Origin of the sequence: Pseudoalteromonas sp. NSLLW218 (assembly GCF_015864775.1) — a bacterium.
Lineage (GTDB): Bacteria > Pseudomonadota > Gammaproteobacteria > Enterobacterales > Alteromonadaceae > Pseudoalteromonas.
The window spans coordinates 24,441-39,389 of record NZ_JADYWO010000001.1; the positions used below are offsets into that span (position 1 = coordinate 24,441).

The following is a 14,949-nucleotide window of genomic DNA, read 5'->3' on the forward strand; positions in this document are numbered from 1 at the left end:
TTATGACTAAAACGGCGATATTAATAGGTGCTACAGGTTTGGTCGGTAATGAGTTGCTACACAAGCTACTTAATAGCGATCGTTATACTAAAGTGGTTACGTTAAGTCGTCGGGCTTTGCCTATTACACACGCAAAGCTAGTTAATCACGTTATTGATTTTGAAAAATTAACTCAATACGTTGAGCTTTTTAAAGGTGACGTATTGTTTTCGTGTTTGGGTACAACCCGTAAACGGGCGGGCTCTACACAAGCTCAGCGTAAAGTAGATTTTGATTATCAGTTTATAGCGGCGCAGTTAGCGGCATGTAATGGTGTTACGCATTACTGCTTAGTGTCATCAAGCGGGGCGAACACGCACAGTAATAGTGCTTATTTGAAAATGAAGGGTGAGCTTGAGCAACATATTAAAGCACTCCCTTTTGATAAAATAAGTATTTTACAACCGTCTTTATTATTAGGTGATCGTGAGCAATTTAGAGTGGCAGAAAAGATAGGCAGTATTATTTTTCCTGTTATTACACGATTTGCGTTTTTAAAGCGTTACAAACCAATAACTGGCGAGCAAGTTGCGCAAAAAATGCTGAGTGTGAGTTTAGCGCAGCAGGTTAAGTTATCTTACTATGTACTTGATGAGCTATTTGAATAAACTTAGTAAAGCGCAAAAAGGCAGCCTAAGCTGCCTTTTTTTAATTATTCAGCGTCAGTTTTAGTGCTAAGTTGTTGCTCAAGTAAGGCAACTTTAGCTTCAAGCTCAGTTAACTTTTCGCGAGTACGAATAAGTACTTGGCTTTGCACATCAAATTCTTCACGGCTCACAAAGTCCATCTCAGCAAGCTTGTTTTGTAAAACTTGCTTTGTTTTACCTTCGAGTGTGTCTGCTAGGTTTTTTACACCTTGTGGCATATTGCTAGTAATTTGCTTAGCAATTTCTTCAAGTTTTGCTGGGTTGATCATAATTGTCCCTTCGGCATTGCCTAAATGATAATAACTAATATTACCTTATACCCACGGTATTTAACACATGATCATCTTTACCTTAATTAATTAAGGCAATTGCTATGCTCGCAGTAATGGTTACGTTAAAATTGTGCGTCTTTTAAATTTCTTTGGTCGTTATGAAACTCAATCCTAAACAAGATGAAGCCGTAAAATATATTAGTGGTCCCTGCTTAGTACTCGCGGGCGCAGGCTCTGGTAAAACCCGTGTTATTACTAATAAAATCGCTTATTTAGTGAAAAAATGTGAGTACAAAGCGCGAAATATAGCCGCTGTTACTTTTACCAATAAAGCAGCCAAAGAAATGCGTGAGCGAGTACTGCAAACGCTTGGTAAACAAGACGCTAAAGGTTTATGGGTATCAACGTTTCATACACTTGGTTTAGAAATAATAAAAAAAGAGTTAAGTACATTAGGGTTTAAACCCGGCTTTTCGTTATTTGATGATCAAGATACTAATCAGCTTCTTAGTGAACTCACCGAGGATGAGCTAAAAAAAGACAAGGACTTACTCAAACTACTTAAAATGGAAATTGGTAGTTGGAAAAATGAATTAGTACTGCCAGAGCAAGCAATACGCGAAGCGCGTGATGCGCAAAAGGCATTGTTTGCACAGCTGTATGCTCGCTATCAAAATCAGCTACGTGCTTATAACGCACTGGATTTTGATGATTTAATTATGATCCCTACTTTGTTACTTACTAATAACGCCACGTCTCGTGAGCGCTGGCAGCAACGCTTTAAATACTTGCTGGTGGATGAGTATCAAGATACCAATACAAGCCAATATCAACTTGTTAAATTGCTAGTAGGCGAGCGTGCCCGTTTTACTGTGGTAGGTGATGACGATCAATCAATTTACTCATGGCGTGGTGCTCGCCCACAAAACTTAGTGTTATTAGGTAAAGACTACCCAGGGCTTAGACTTATAAAGCTTGAGCAAAACTATCGAAGTGCAGGACGAATACTAAAAGCGGCTAACATTTTGATTGCAAATAACCCACACGATATAGAAAAAAAGTTATTTAGTGAACTAGGTTATGGTGAGCCGATTAAAGTAATAGGGTGCCGCGATGAAGAGCATGAATCTGAACGCGTGGTTGCTGAAATAATTTCGCATAAGTTTATGAAGCGCACAAGCTATAAAGATTACGCGATTTTATATCGTGGTAATCATCAAGCACGTGGCTTTGAAAAGTCATTAATGAGTAACCGTATCCCTTATAAAATTAGTGGCGGTATGTCGTTTTTCGCTCGTTCAGAAATTAAAGATATTATGGCGTATTTACGTTTGCTAGTTAATCAAGATGATGACAATGCATTTTTACGTATTGTAAATACACCACGACGCGAAATAGGCACGGTCACACTTGAAAAGCTTGGAACGCTCGCTAACGAAAAACACGTGAGCTTATTTTCTACTTGTTTTGATAACGATTTAGGTTATAGATTAAAAGGGCGTGGCTTTAATGCGCTTGCTGGGTTTGCACGCTGGGTTGTTGAGCTATCTGATAACGCAGTACGTGGTGATACGCTCGAAGCTGTTAAAGACTTAGTGCGTAACATTAATTACGAGGCATATTTGTACGAGTCGTCACCGAGCGCAAAAGCCGCTGAAATGCGTATGAAAAACGTATCTGAATTGTATCGCTGGATCACCGATATGTTGACCGGTGATGCCGACAACGAACCAATGACATTAGCTGAGGTTGTTAGCAAGCTAACCCTTCGGGATATGCTAGAGCGCAACGAAGAAGAAGATGAAACCGATGCAGTGCACTTATCAACACTACATGCATCAAAGGGCCTAGAGTATCCGTACGTATTTATGGTGGGTATGGAGGAGGGCTTACTTCCGCATCAGGTAAGTATTGATGAAGATAACGTAGATGAAGAACGTCGGTTAGCTTATGTTGGTATTACTCGTGCACAACAGGAGTTAACACTTACTTATGCAAAAATACGTCGTCAATTTGGTGAAACCTCACAAACTGAGTTAAGCCGATTTGTACAGGAATTACCGCAGAGCGATCTCGCATTCGAAAACAAAAAAGCGCCAAATACGCAAGCAGAGCGAATGGAAAAAGGCCAAGCAAGAGTCGCTAACCTTCGTGCAATGTTTAAAAAGCCTGAGTAATACTTCAGGCTAATTTTATAAAGACTGGGTTACTTGTATTTCAGGTAACTCAGAGCACACTAGAGCGTGTTGTTTTCCCACAAAAAATGCCAAACCGTGTTTGTCTAGTAAAGCTCTAAAATTGAGTATCGATGGTCCTTTAGCAATAACTTTCATTGCTTTTAGCTTCGTAATTGCTAGCACACCTTGTAGCTGAAAATCGTAACTTTCTTGTTGTAAAACACGTTTACTAAAGGTCGAGCTAAGTAGCAGATAATCAAAGTTAATATCGGTTAGTAAATTCAGTTCGCATCTATCTTTAGCAAAATTGTTTAAACCAATCGAATAGCCTAGTTGCGGCAGCTTTTTGAGGTTTTTTATTTGTGTTGCACTTGCATGGCGAATCTCTTGCTCATCAAATAGCAAACAGAGCTGGCTATGTCCTTGTTGTTTATTTAGCGTATCTGTAAATAAAACAAATTCGTGCTCCTCAAGTAGTAAACCAGAACAAGGAACCAGCGCCATAGTTACATTTGCGGTAATTGCTTGTGCATAAGCGCGTTGTAATAATTGTAACTCTATCTCGAGGTGCTGTTCTTTATCTGATGCAAACTTTTTCAAAATATCAAAGCTAGTAAAGCCAAGTATTGGGTGTTCACCAAATGCTTCAAATAAAGATTCAGACTGATGCTGCTCATCAAGCGTAATTATTTCTGAGCCTCTAAAGCTCATAGGTAATATATCAAGGTGATGTTGTGCTTTTAGAGCCTGCGCAGGTATTGATTGTGTTAGTAGCGGATGAAATAGCTCGTAGCGATTTTTTCCTGAGTTTTTAGCGTGATACATTGCGGCATCAGCATCACGAATAATTTCATCCGTATGCATATAGCTTTTCTTTGAATAGGTTATCCCTATACTTGCACCACTTTGTAAATATTCCCCTTTAAGGCAAAAAGGCTTTTCCATTAAGTCGATAATGCGATTTGCAACATCTTCTGCTTGTTGAGGCTCAGTTAAATGCGTTAATAAAATAACAAACTCATCGCCACCTAAGCGTGCTAGTAAATCGTGTTCGCGGATACATTGGGCGAATAACTCACTAACATTAATTAAAAACTGATCGCCAGCATGGTGGCCCAACTGGTCATTAATATCTTTAAATTTATCTAAATCGATAAATAAAACGGCAAAGTGATGCTCAGGAAAACGTTGATAATGTTGTAGCGTTTTTTCAAGCTGAGTTAAAAATAGGCTACGATTAGGTAAGCTAGTAAGTGAATCATGATGTGCATCATGATAAAGCTGTTGCTCTATTTTTTTACGCTCATCAATTTGCATTTGTAAGTGAAGATTAGTTTGGCGCAATTCTTTGGTTTTTTCGTTTACTCTAAATTCGAGTTCTTGATGGCTTTTTGCAATCGCTTGATTGGCTAGCTTTGCCTGCAAAACAGCTGCAATTTGATGTGATACAAAGGTAATTAACTCACAATCATCTTGGCTGAAAATATGTTTATTATCGTAAGCTTGGCAAACAATAAGGCCGATAACACCCTGAGCGGTTTTAAGTGGAGCGCCTAGCCAACTGGTGGCCATTTGCTCTTTTTGTACAGGCTTGGCTCTTTGTACTACACCGCTTTCTATTAATTCTTTTGCCCTACATGGGTGTATTAGTTGCGTTTCTTCAGTGCTTATTACCAATTCACTATAACCTTTAGCAAAGCGTCTTGGTTGTGTATTTTCTTTAAATTCATCAACACAATAAGGAAAGCTTATCCAGCCAGACTCTTTATCATAAAGTGCAATATATAAGTTTTCTGCATAGGTAATTGTTTTTATTATTTGATGTATCTTAAAGTAAGCATCATCAAGATTTTTAGCTTGCGTTGCTATTTCAGATATTTTGAACAGAATTTGTTGACGTTGAAGTGCGCGTTTACGTTGCTCTATTTCAAGGTTTAATGCATCGTTACTTTGAGTGAGTGCTCGGGTGCGAATTTTTACTTCCGATTCAAGGAGCTCTCGTTTTTTTACACGCTCTATTGCAGTTGCTAAATAAAGCGACATAAACTCGAGTAATTGTATTTGTTGTGAACTATAACCTTGTTTTGTATCGTAACTTTGCGCTGCTAATACACCAATAATATTATGTTCTTGGTAAACAGGTACACCTACCCAATGCTCTGCTGGTGTGCCTAATGCTTTAAATAAGCCTTCGGTTGCAGCGTCTTGCATTTGCTTCTTCGTAAAGCATGTTGTTTTACCTTGCTTAAACACATAACCAGTTGCTCCTTCATCAAAGCTATTTGATTGATTAAGGGCAACAGCAATACCGTCTTTCTCATCTGAGAAGTAAGATAGCTCTAATGATTGACTGTGTTGATTTAATAGCACCACATAAAAGCTTTTACTCGGTACATACTTTTGTAAAATATCGTGGATGGCAGGGTATAATAGAGTTAGCTCGGCAACAGTACTAGCTTGCTCTGATAATTGGATCAGCGCACTTTGTAAGTGATGTGATTGTTTGTATTTTTTTAGTAGCGCTTTAAGACGTTTATTTTGATACGCTAATTTACTCGATACAGGGTGTTTATCTTCCAATGATCTAACCGGCTATTTTTATTGTATAGTTATTAGCCTTATACTTTCACTTTTAGCGCTTATCGTCAAGTTGATATTCGTACTACCATACTGGCTAGAAACACTATTTTAGGTATTAAAAAAGGCTTACCGAGGTAAACCTTTTTTGTGTATTTCAGCTGTATTTACTTAGATGTCATGAAGTCGATAGCTGCGCTTATCTCATCATCAGAACAATCCATACAGGTGCCTTTTGGAGGCATAGCATTAAAGCCATTTAGTGCATGTTCAAGTAAAGTGTCTTTACCTTTAGCTATACGTGGAGCCCAATCGTCAGGCGATTTAGGCGCGCCTAGTGCACCAGTACCGTGGCATGCAAAACATGCACCTTGATACACTTGCTCACCAGAACGAGGACCAGTAGGCGCAGCTGCTACAGCAGCTTTGTCGCCTTCAAGGTATACAGCACCAACCGGCGCGAGACGTGCTTTAATTGCATCTTCAGTCATAGAGTTATCATATGGCTGTGCGTATGCTGTGGTTGCTAGCATTAATAATGCTGCAGCTGTTAATTTTTTCATTTTGCCTTGCTCACTTCGATTTGAACGTGATCAATCACGATTAAAGATGACGGAAATTAAACCGATTATAACTCTCTGAGCCAATTTATAAAATGCTAAGAGGCGTTTTTATTAATAAAACTGACTACTTTTTGCGTTAACGCAATAAAATTTAATTATTTACTGTTTTTCGTTAAGCAATTTAATAATTGCAAACAGTCATACAATTAACTTTTTAGATCCTAAGATCAATTTATTGATAATACGCTACTAACGAGTTTTTCGATCCCTGCATCGGCTTCAAGAATTGATTGCGCAAGCATATAAGCAGGGGTGGTAACTAGCTTATTTGGCTGATCAATAACAACATCATCTACTGCACAATTTATATGTTTAGCGCCTAATGTGCTTAGCGCTTGTGCTGTCTCTGCATCGCTACCAATAGTAAGTACAGCGTTATCGTAAATAAATGGGATCAAAGCGGGTGCAATACACATATAACCAGCAGGCTTATTTTCTTTTGCAAATGATTTACAAGCATTAAGTACGTCTTTATTAATATTTGCTTTTACGCCTTTAATTGCAAAGTCACATAAGTTTTTTGCAGCGCCAAAACCGCCAGGTACAATTAATGCGTCAAACTGAGTTACATCTAGTTCAAGCAGCGATTTAATGTCACCCCGTGCAATACGAGCCGCTTCTGTTAATACATTACGTTTATCAGGCATTACTTCGCCCGTTAAATGGTTAATGGTATGAAGTTGTTCAATATCCGGTGCAAAACACTGATAAGTTGCGCCATTTTTGGCTATATGTAATAAAGTTAAAATTGCTTCATTAATTTCACTACCATCGTACACACCACATCCTGCTAATATTACCGCTACGTTTTTCATGCTTTTGTGCCCCTAAAGTCTTTTTTATAAGTCGATCGGATGAAGTCTAACATGCTCAAAATTTCTCGCGAAAATAAATTTCTAGTTCAAAAATCATTCTCTATGCAAGTTGTTTTGCGGTTTATGCCATTTGCGATCACTTTGCCTTTAAAAAAATTATAAAGGATCGCTATGATCTTCGATCCATTGTGCTAGAATACTCCTCCGGTTATTTAAATGGACGCGAATAATCAAAGTGAATAACAACACAAGCAGTCGTTAGAAAACCTTTTTCCACATTGGTTTAAAATAATAAAAAAAGAACCTCGTATTATCTTTTTTAAATTAAAACATACAGTTAAAGTATTTTCTAGGCATTTTACAATGCTTTGGAAGAATAGCTCGTGGCTGTTATCTACACACTTATCCACAGCTTGCTATAGTTTTAATAACACGATAAGCAGTAATTCACAGTCGTTTTATTTACTACCTTATGGCATGCTTATAATTACCTTAATTTTTTGCATTTAGGATCCAAATTCACCATGGCTCAGATCCCCGAAAACCCACTTATTTTAGTTGATGGCTCGTCATATTTATTTCGTGCTTATCATTCTCCGCCGCATTTAACTAATTCTAAAGGTGAAGCTACGGGCGCTATTTATGGCGTGATCAACATGCTTAAAAGCTTGATCAGACAATACGATCCCTCACATATGGTGGTTATATTTGATGCTAAAGGTAAAACGTTCCGTAACGATATGTATAGCGAATATAAGGCAAATCGTCCGCCTATGCCGGATGACTTACGCACTCAAATAGCACCTATACACAGTATTATTAAAGCGATGGGCTTTCCGCTAATTAGTATTGAAGGCGTTGAAGCTGATGATGTTATTGGTACATTTGCACGTATAGCATCAGAGCAAAAAAGACATGTACTCGTCTCTACTGGCGATAAAGACATGGCACAGCTTGTTAATGAACACGTTACGCTAATAAACACGATGACCGACAGTATTTCAGATCCCGTTACTGTGGTTGAAAAATTTGGTGTAGGCCCTGAACTTATTATCGATTACTTAGCATTAATGGGTGATAAGGTCGATAACATTCCCGGTGTTGAAGGTTGTGGACCTAAAACTGCGGTTAAATGGTTAGAAAAATATGGCTCTCTTCAAGGTGTGATGGATCATGCTAGTGAGATTAAAGGTAAAATAGGTGAAAAGTTAGCAATTGCGCTTGATCATCTTCCTTTGAGCTACGAACTTGCGACAATTAAGTGCGATGTTGAAGTGGAATCTGACCTTGATACATTCAAACTTCAAGAGCCTAACAAAGACGAATTAATTGCATTATATGGTGAGTGCGAATTCCGTCGTTGGTTAGCTGAGTTACTTGATAACCCTAAAGATGCAGAAACACACCTAGCGGTACCTACCGAAGCGACTGAATTACCAAAAGTAGAAGACGCTCATTACGAAACTATTTTAACTGAGGCGCAATTTGGTACGCTAATAGAGCAATTAAATAGTGCTGAGTTATTTGCATTTGATACTGAAACAACCAGCCTTGATTACATGAAAGCGCAATTGGTGGGTATGAGCTTTGCCGTAAAAGCGGGTGAAGCTGTGTATTTACCTATAGCGCATGACTACCCGGGTGCGCCTGAACAATTAAGCCTTGAATTTGTAATGCAAAAGCTGGGTCCAATCTTAGCAGATGAAAATAAAGCAAAAGTAGGGCAAAACCTCAAATATGACAAAAGCGTATTAGCGAATGCAGGCTTTGCGCTAAATGGTATTAAGTTTGACACCATGCTTGAGTCGTATGTATTTAATAGTGTAGGCACGCGTCACGATATGGACTCGTTAGCACTTAAATACCTAGGTCATAAAAATATTAGCTTTGAAGATATTGCTGGAAAAGGCAAAAAGCAACTTACCTTTAACCAAATTGAACTTGAAAAAGCAGCGCCTTACGCCGCAGAAGATGCCGATATTACTTTGCGTTTACACGAAGTGCTTTGGCCAAAAATTGAAGCTGATGAAAAGCTAAAATCGGTATTTGAAGATATAGAAATGCCGCTAGTTAGTGTGATTTCTGATATTGAACGCACCGGTGTTGCGATAGATAGCAATATGCTTGCAGCGCATAGCCAGCGCTTAGGTGAGCGTTTAATTGAGCTTGAAAAAGAGGCGTTTGAAATAGCAGGCGAACCATTTAATTTAAGTTCTCCAAAACAACTACAAGTATTGTTGTTCGAAAAGCTTGGGTTGCCTATTATTAAAAAAACACCTAAAGGTGCACCTTCTACCGCAGAAGAAGTACTGCAGGAGCTTGCTCATGATTATCCGCTACCTAAAGTAATTATAGAGCACCGTGGTTTATCAAAGCTCAAATCAACTTACACCGATAAATTACCATTAATGGTCAATGAGAAAACCCAGCGTGTACATACGTCTTATCATCAGGCAATTACAGCTACGGGACGCTTGAGTTCAACTGATCCTAATTTACAAAATATTCCTATTCGTTCAGAAGAAGGACGTCGTATTCGTGAAGCGTTTATAGCTGCAGATGGTTATAAAATTGTCGCTGCCGATTACAGTCAAATTGAGCTGCGTATTATGGCGCATCTTTCACAAGACAAAGGTCTATTAAATGCATTTGCTAACGGCTTAGATGTACATAGTGCAACTGCCGCTGAAGTATTTGGTGTAGAGCTTGATGATGTAACTACCGATATGCGCCGTAAGGCGAAAGCAGTAAACTTTGGCTTGATTTATGGTATGTCGGCATTTGGTTTAGCGCGTCAACTAGATGTGCCACGCCATGAGGCGCAGCATTACATAGATAAATACTTTGAGCGTTTTCCTGGTGTATTAGAATACATGGAAACAACACGCGAAAAAGCAGCTGAAAATGGCTACGTTGAAACAATATTTGGCCGACGTTTACATTTACCAGAAATAAACGCACGTAATGGGGCGCGCAGGAAAGGAGCCGAACGTGCTGCTATAAACGCACCAATGCAAGGTACTGCCGCCGATATTATTAAAAAAGCAATGCTGAGCGTTAACCGTTGGGTACACGAACAAGCACCAAATACAATTAAACTACTTATGCAAGTACACGATGAATTAGTATTTGAAATTAAAACAGACTGCGCAGAACAATACACAAAACATATTTGTGAACTAATGTCGCAAGCTGCTGCGCTAGATGTACCACTTATAGTTGAAGCCGATGAAGGTGACAACTGGGAACAAGCCCATTAATGCAGTTTAAGCATTTTAATTAAAGCGCCTTTTGGCGCTTTTTTTATGTTTAATAAAAATGGCGAATAACAACGGTTCAATCAGGTATATGCAAGCTTTAGTTAAAATAAGGTTAATTTAAGCAACTATTTGTATTAAATAGTTATATGTTCGTCAATTCGAGCTGTTTTACAGGAATATGATTGTATTTTAATGCGTGCTTTTGTTAAAGTCCCGTCTGTCCTATCCTGTAGGACATCCTGTTGATGATGCATCTGAAAGGGTGCAACAAATTGATAGCTTCTCCCCAGTTTGCTATACCGGCCTACCAACTTGTTTGGTGGGCCGTTTTTTGTTTTACGCCTGAAAATCCTATCTAATTAATTCTTTATTGCGCCATACCAATTGTATTATTCATTCGTCATTTCGAGGTGGTTTGGGTACATCGCAGGTGGTACCATCGAAGCGATATTATTTTTATTCTTTTCATTTTATTACTAAGGAGTGCGTTATGTTTAAAGCATTAGCTATTGCAGGTTTTTCTTTATCAAGTTTAGTTATTTCTAATGTTGCTCAGGCCAATTGGCAGCTAGTGAATGATAAAAGCCAACTAAGTTTTGTTTCAATTAAAAAAGATTCGATTGCTGAAGCTCACCATTTTACTAACCTTGAAGGTATGCTTTCTGATAAAGGTGAGTTTAGCGTTAATGTTGATTTAACATCAGCTGAAACTTTAATTCCTATTCGTAATGAGCGTTTAACAGCACTTTTGTTTGAAGCAGCTAAATTTCCAAACGCGATTTTAACTGCAAATTTAACTAAAGAGCTGAGTAATATTAAAAAGCCTGGTCAATATGTATTGAAGGGTATTAAAGCTGAGCTTGATTTTCACGGTAATAAAAAGCCATTGGCAATTGATGTACTCGTTAGCAGCACGCAAAGTGGTGATTTAACGGTATCATCATTAACACCTATTATTATTAATAGTGCTGATTTTGGTGTAACCGAAGGCGTTAAAAAGCTGCAAGAGCTAGCGGGCTTACCTTCAATTGCAACAGCAGTACCTGTTACTTTTGCAATTACACTTAAAAAGCAGTGATTTCTTTAAGTGAGCTTAGCAAGCAATTAAGCGAGCCAAGCAAACCTTTTGATAGTTGGCAGCCAACTCATTGTGGTGAACTGCCAATTGTCATTAATCATGAGGGGAAATGGTTTTACGATGGCAGCGAAATAACACGCCTAGCCATGGTGAAGCTGTTTGCTTCTGTTTTATGTAAAGAAGGTGAGCTATTTTATTTAAAAACACCGGCCGAAAAAATAACAATAACGGTTGATGATGCGCCGTTTATTATTGTTGATTGGCGTTTTGAAAATACAGCGCAAGGGCCGGTGTTGTGTTGTATTGATAATTTAGCTAGGCAGTGGTTAGTGAGCGCTCAGCAACCCTTAGTTATAAAAGATTACAAAGGGTCTAAAGTACCTTATTTAAAGCTACCTTATGGCTGTAGTGCGCGTGTTACGCGAAGTGTATTTTATCAGTGGGCTGAAAAAGCCGAGACTGACAAGCTCGGCTATTTTATTAAATCTGCAGGAAAGCAGTTTTATTTATCGTAACGCCAGCGTTTAGGCTTCTGGGTTAGCTTCGTCTGTGATTGTTTCATCGGTAGGTGGTACAGCAATAACAGGACCTAAAAACCACTCATCTAGTTTTTTAGCCACTTCTGGTAAACCCGTGCCTTTTAATGATGAAAATGCATGAACTGTAATATCCCCATCAAGCGTACTTAATTCACGACGAACTTGCAGCACTTGTGATTTACGAGGACCTTGCTTTAGCTTGTCGGCTTTAGTTAATAGAGCCAATACTGGAATTTCACTGCCAATAGCCCAATTAATTAAATCGCGGTCTAAATCTTTTAATGGATGACGAATATCCATTAAAATAACAATACCTTTTAAGCTTTGACGCTTTTGTAGATATTCGCCTAACGACTTCTGCCATTTCTTTTTCATTTCGATTGGTACTTTAGCAAAACCATAGCCTGGTAAATCGATAAGGCGCATATCGTCAACATCAGCTAAATCAAATGTATTGATTAGCTGAGTACGTCCAGGTGTTTTACTTGTACGTGCTAGTTTTTGATCGGTTAATGCATTTAATGCACTCGACTTACCTGCGTTGGAGCGACCGGCAAACGCAACTTCAATTCCCGTATCAGCAGGTAATTTAGTAATGTCGGGAGCGCTTGTTACGAAAGACGCAGTATTATATTTGATACGAGATTTGAGCACAGGCTCTCCTAAAACTTAAAAAAATAACGTTGAGTAAACCAAATTCACTCAGGGCGCGTATTTTATACTATAAAGGATGTATTAAAAAGCGTATTTAACCACCTAAAAACAGCACCTATGGTACATTTAAAACATGTTAAAGCTTAATCTAAGTCAAAACCCTGTAAATTATAAGCTTAATATGTGTAGAAAACGTGCCAGAGAATTTATTATCGTGTAGAATATATGTATTACAGCATCACGATTGTAGATGATACAGGGTCGGAAACAGAGAATTCACCATGAAAAAAATAGCACTATCTTTAACAATATTGCTTGGTGCGTTGTCAGCAAGCAACGCAACAGCATTTGATGGCGATGTAAACGCAGGTAAAGAAAAATCAGCAACGTGTGCGGCTTGTCACGGCCCAGACGGTAATGCGCCGGTTAATATTTACCCTAAAATTGCAGGTCAACATCCAGATTATATCCTTAAGCAACTTCAGGATTTAAAATTAGGTATGACGTCAGGCGGCAAAGAAGGGCGTATGGATCCAGTAATGAGCGCTATGGCTATGCCACTTAGCGAGCAAGACATGAAAGATCTAGCTGCTTATTTTTCTTCAATGAACATGTCTGAAGGTGCTACACCTAAAGATGTTGTTGAAGTTGGCGAAATGCTTTTTAAAGCAGGCGACGCAGAGCGTGGAATTCCATCATGTGCAGCATGTCATGGTCCACGTGGTAATGGCTCGTCACTGGCTAAGTTTCCAAAAATTTCTTTTCAGCATCCAGGATACATCAAGTCTCAACTTGAAAAATTCCGTGATGGTACTCGTCATAATGACTTAAATGGCATGATGGGCGACATTGCAAAGAAATTAACAGATAAAGACATTGAAGTACTATCTCAGTACTTAGGTGGTTTACACTAAAGTCGTATTTATTTAGCAGTTAATAATAAATAAACTACAATGTGTTAAAAAAAGCAGCCCTGGCTGCTTTTTTTGTGTCAAAAATTAACGATATCGCCCGCTTAAATGTAGGACATTGACCATGTTTGATTGTAAGATAAGTCTTCTTTTTATTTCTTGTTACATCTTAAGTTGTTGTAATTTATGTTGATTTCAATATCCTAATGTAATTAATATAATAAAAGTTATATAAACCAGTTGTAACAAAATCATTAACGAGTAAATTAACCACTGTCGCAAAACAACAATAATAAAACGGAAATTACTATCAAGGAAAGTAGCGCGGCATGACTACATAGCACAAGATTAGTGCTACTAAAGGAAATAATAAAAAAGTGTCAGGATGGCCGATAATAATAAAAAACTCATGGAAGTTTAATAATAAAAACAAAATGGAATGTAACAAGGAACGTAAAAATAATAACAATACGGACTGATAATAATAAAAATAATAAAGACTAAAAAAAGTCGAAGGGAGAAGTGTCCAGATAATGGCGCTCAGATTAGCAGGCGGTAGAGATGTTTTCTCTACCGCCTTTTTATTTGTCCTGTTACAATACCCACCGTTTAAAATTAGCGATTAATTAGCTAAGGCGCTTTTAAATGGGAAACCCAACCTCTATAGCGCAAACTGAATTCTTCTGGCTAGGCCAGCACTGCGATGCCCATTAATTTGCGCTTCGCTCAAAACCTCTTAAGTGAGATGATCAAGATATGAGTAGAACTAAAAAGTCACGCAAAAGCCCTGCAAATGGACCTGTTCGTTTAAGCCAAGATAAGCTTAAAGAAATGCGCGCATTAAAAGAGCAGCGAGTTAAAAAAACCAAAGGCGCTAAGCCAGGTTCTCGTAACGCGCCAGATTTACTAGATAGCGAAAGCCACAATGGTGGTCACGCGCCTAAAGATAAGCGTGTAGGCAGTAAAAAGCCAGTACCATTAATTGCAACTGCGCCTGAGCCTAAAGTTGAAATGAAACGCAACTTAAAGCCAACTATTGAGCTGAAAAAGGTAATCGAGCCTGAATTCACACCTGAACAAGAGCTAGAAGCACTTGAGAATGACGAACGTTTACTTAAATTAGTAGAGCGTCATGAAGAAGGTGAAATGCTAACAGGTAAAGATGCTAAGTACTTTAATAGCCGTATTGCTCGTCATCAGGCGTTATGTGAAATTCTTGGTATTGAAGACGAGGATGAAGACGAATTTGAAGATGACTTTGAAGATGATATTGAAAGCAAAGGCAATTCTGATTTCGATCAATACTTATCTGACGATTTAGCCAACGAATGGTTAGATGAAGACGACAAATAGTAAG

At 38.4% G+C, this 14,949-nt stretch carries 12 protein-coding genes; 7 read left to right on the forward strand and 5 right to left on the reverse strand.

What is annotated here, in order from left to right; translation table 11 throughout:
- The first annotated feature begins 2 nt into the window (after positions 1 to 2).
- Positions 3 to 647: an NAD(P)H-binding protein gene (locus I6E80_RS00105; protein WP_170072517.1), complete on the forward strand. Its 645-nt coding sequence runs from the start codon at positions 3 to 5 to the stop codon at positions 645 to 647.
- Positions 648 to 691: 44 nt separating this feature from the next.
- On the opposite strand, the gene I6E80_RS00110 is transcribed toward I6E80_RS00105, so the two are convergent.
- On the reverse strand, positions 692 to 955 hold the full coding sequence (locus I6E80_RS00110) for an accessory factor UbiK family protein (protein ID WP_024600398.1): 264 nt from the start codon (positions 953 to 955) through the stop codon (positions 692 to 694).
- A 161-nt stretch (positions 956 to 1,116) separates the two neighbouring features.
- Here I6E80_RS00110 and rep point away from each other — a divergent pair, with 161 nt between their 5' ends.
- Positions 1,117 to 3,135: a DNA helicase Rep gene (gene rep / locus I6E80_RS00115; protein WP_197184491.1), complete on the forward strand. Its 2,019-nt coding sequence runs from the start codon at positions 1,117 to 1,119 to the stop codon at positions 3,133 to 3,135.
- 15 nt (positions 3,136 to 3,150) lie between these two features.
- On the opposite strand, the gene I6E80_RS00120 is transcribed toward rep, so the two are convergent.
- From I6E80_RS00120 to elbB, 3 genes are all read right to left on the reverse strand, one after another.
- The gene (locus I6E80_RS00120; RefSeq protein WP_197184492.1) at positions 3,151 to 5,715 is read right to left on the reverse strand and encodes a diguanylate cyclase; all 2,565 of its coding nucleotides are present in this window, start codon (positions 5,713 to 5,715) and stop codon (positions 3,151 to 3,153) included.
- 164 nt (positions 5,716 to 5,879) lie between these two features.
- A complete protein-coding gene (locus tag I6E80_RS00125) occupies positions 5,880 to 6,275 on the reverse strand; it encodes a cytochrome c5 family protein (RefSeq protein WP_007582093.1) in 396 nt (131 codons plus the stop codon).
- Between the two features lie 227 nt (positions 6,276 to 6,502).
- Positions 6,503 to 7,150 carry an isoprenoid biosynthesis glyoxalase ElbB gene (gene elbB, locus I6E80_RS00130; protein ID WP_197184493.1) on the reverse strand — a complete coding sequence of 216 codons (648 nt, stop codon included), beginning with the start codon at positions 7,148 to 7,150 and terminating at the stop codon, positions 6,503 to 6,505.
- A 524-nt stretch (positions 7,151 to 7,674) separates the two neighbouring features.
- On the opposite strand from elbB, the gene polA reads away from it, so the two are divergent.
- The 3 genes from polA (at position 7,675) to I6E80_RS00145 (ending at position 12,003) form a co-directional block, all read left to right on the forward strand.
- On the forward strand, positions 7,675 to 10,410 hold the full coding sequence (polA, locus tag I6E80_RS00135) for a DNA polymerase I (protein WP_076925346.1): 2,736 nt from the start codon (positions 7,675 to 7,677) through the stop codon (positions 10,408 to 10,410).
- Between the two features lie 490 nt (positions 10,411 to 10,900).
- On the forward strand, positions 10,901 to 11,488 hold the full coding sequence (locus tag I6E80_RS00140) for a YceI family protein (protein WP_024600402.1): 588 nt from the start codon (positions 10,901 to 10,903) through the stop codon (positions 11,486 to 11,488).
- Positions 11,485 to 12,003: a DUF1285 domain-containing protein gene (locus tag I6E80_RS00145; protein WP_024600403.1), complete on the forward strand. Its 519-nt coding sequence runs from the start codon at positions 11,485 to 11,487 to the stop codon at positions 12,001 to 12,003. The genes I6E80_RS00140 and I6E80_RS00145 overlap by 4 nt, the downstream gene beginning before the upstream one ends.
- A 9-nt stretch (positions 12,004 to 12,012) precedes the next feature.
- Here the strand turns inward: I6E80_RS00145 and yihA are convergent, their stop codons facing one another.
- Positions 12,013 to 12,681 (reverse strand): ribosome biogenesis GTP-binding protein YihA/YsxC, encoded by a 669-nt coding sequence (gene yihA / locus I6E80_RS00150; RefSeq protein WP_024600404.1) that lies wholly within the window; start codon positions 12,679 to 12,681, stop codon positions 12,013 to 12,015.
- A 281-nt stretch (positions 12,682 to 12,962) separates the two neighbouring features.
- Here yihA and I6E80_RS00155 point away from each other — a divergent pair, with 281 nt between their 5' ends.
- Positions 12,963 to 13,595: a cytochrome c gene (locus I6E80_RS00155; RefSeq protein WP_024600405.1), complete on the forward strand. Its 633-nt coding sequence runs from the start codon at positions 12,963 to 12,965 to the stop codon at positions 13,593 to 13,595.
- 753 nt (positions 13,596 to 14,348) lie between these two features.
- Positions 14,349 to 14,945, forward strand: a complete 597-nt coding sequence (yihI, locus tag I6E80_RS00160; RefSeq protein ID WP_170072525.1) for a Der GTPase-activating protein YihI — start codon at positions 14,349 to 14,351, stop codon at positions 14,943 to 14,945.
- Positions 14,946 to 14,949 lie beyond the last annotated feature (4 nt).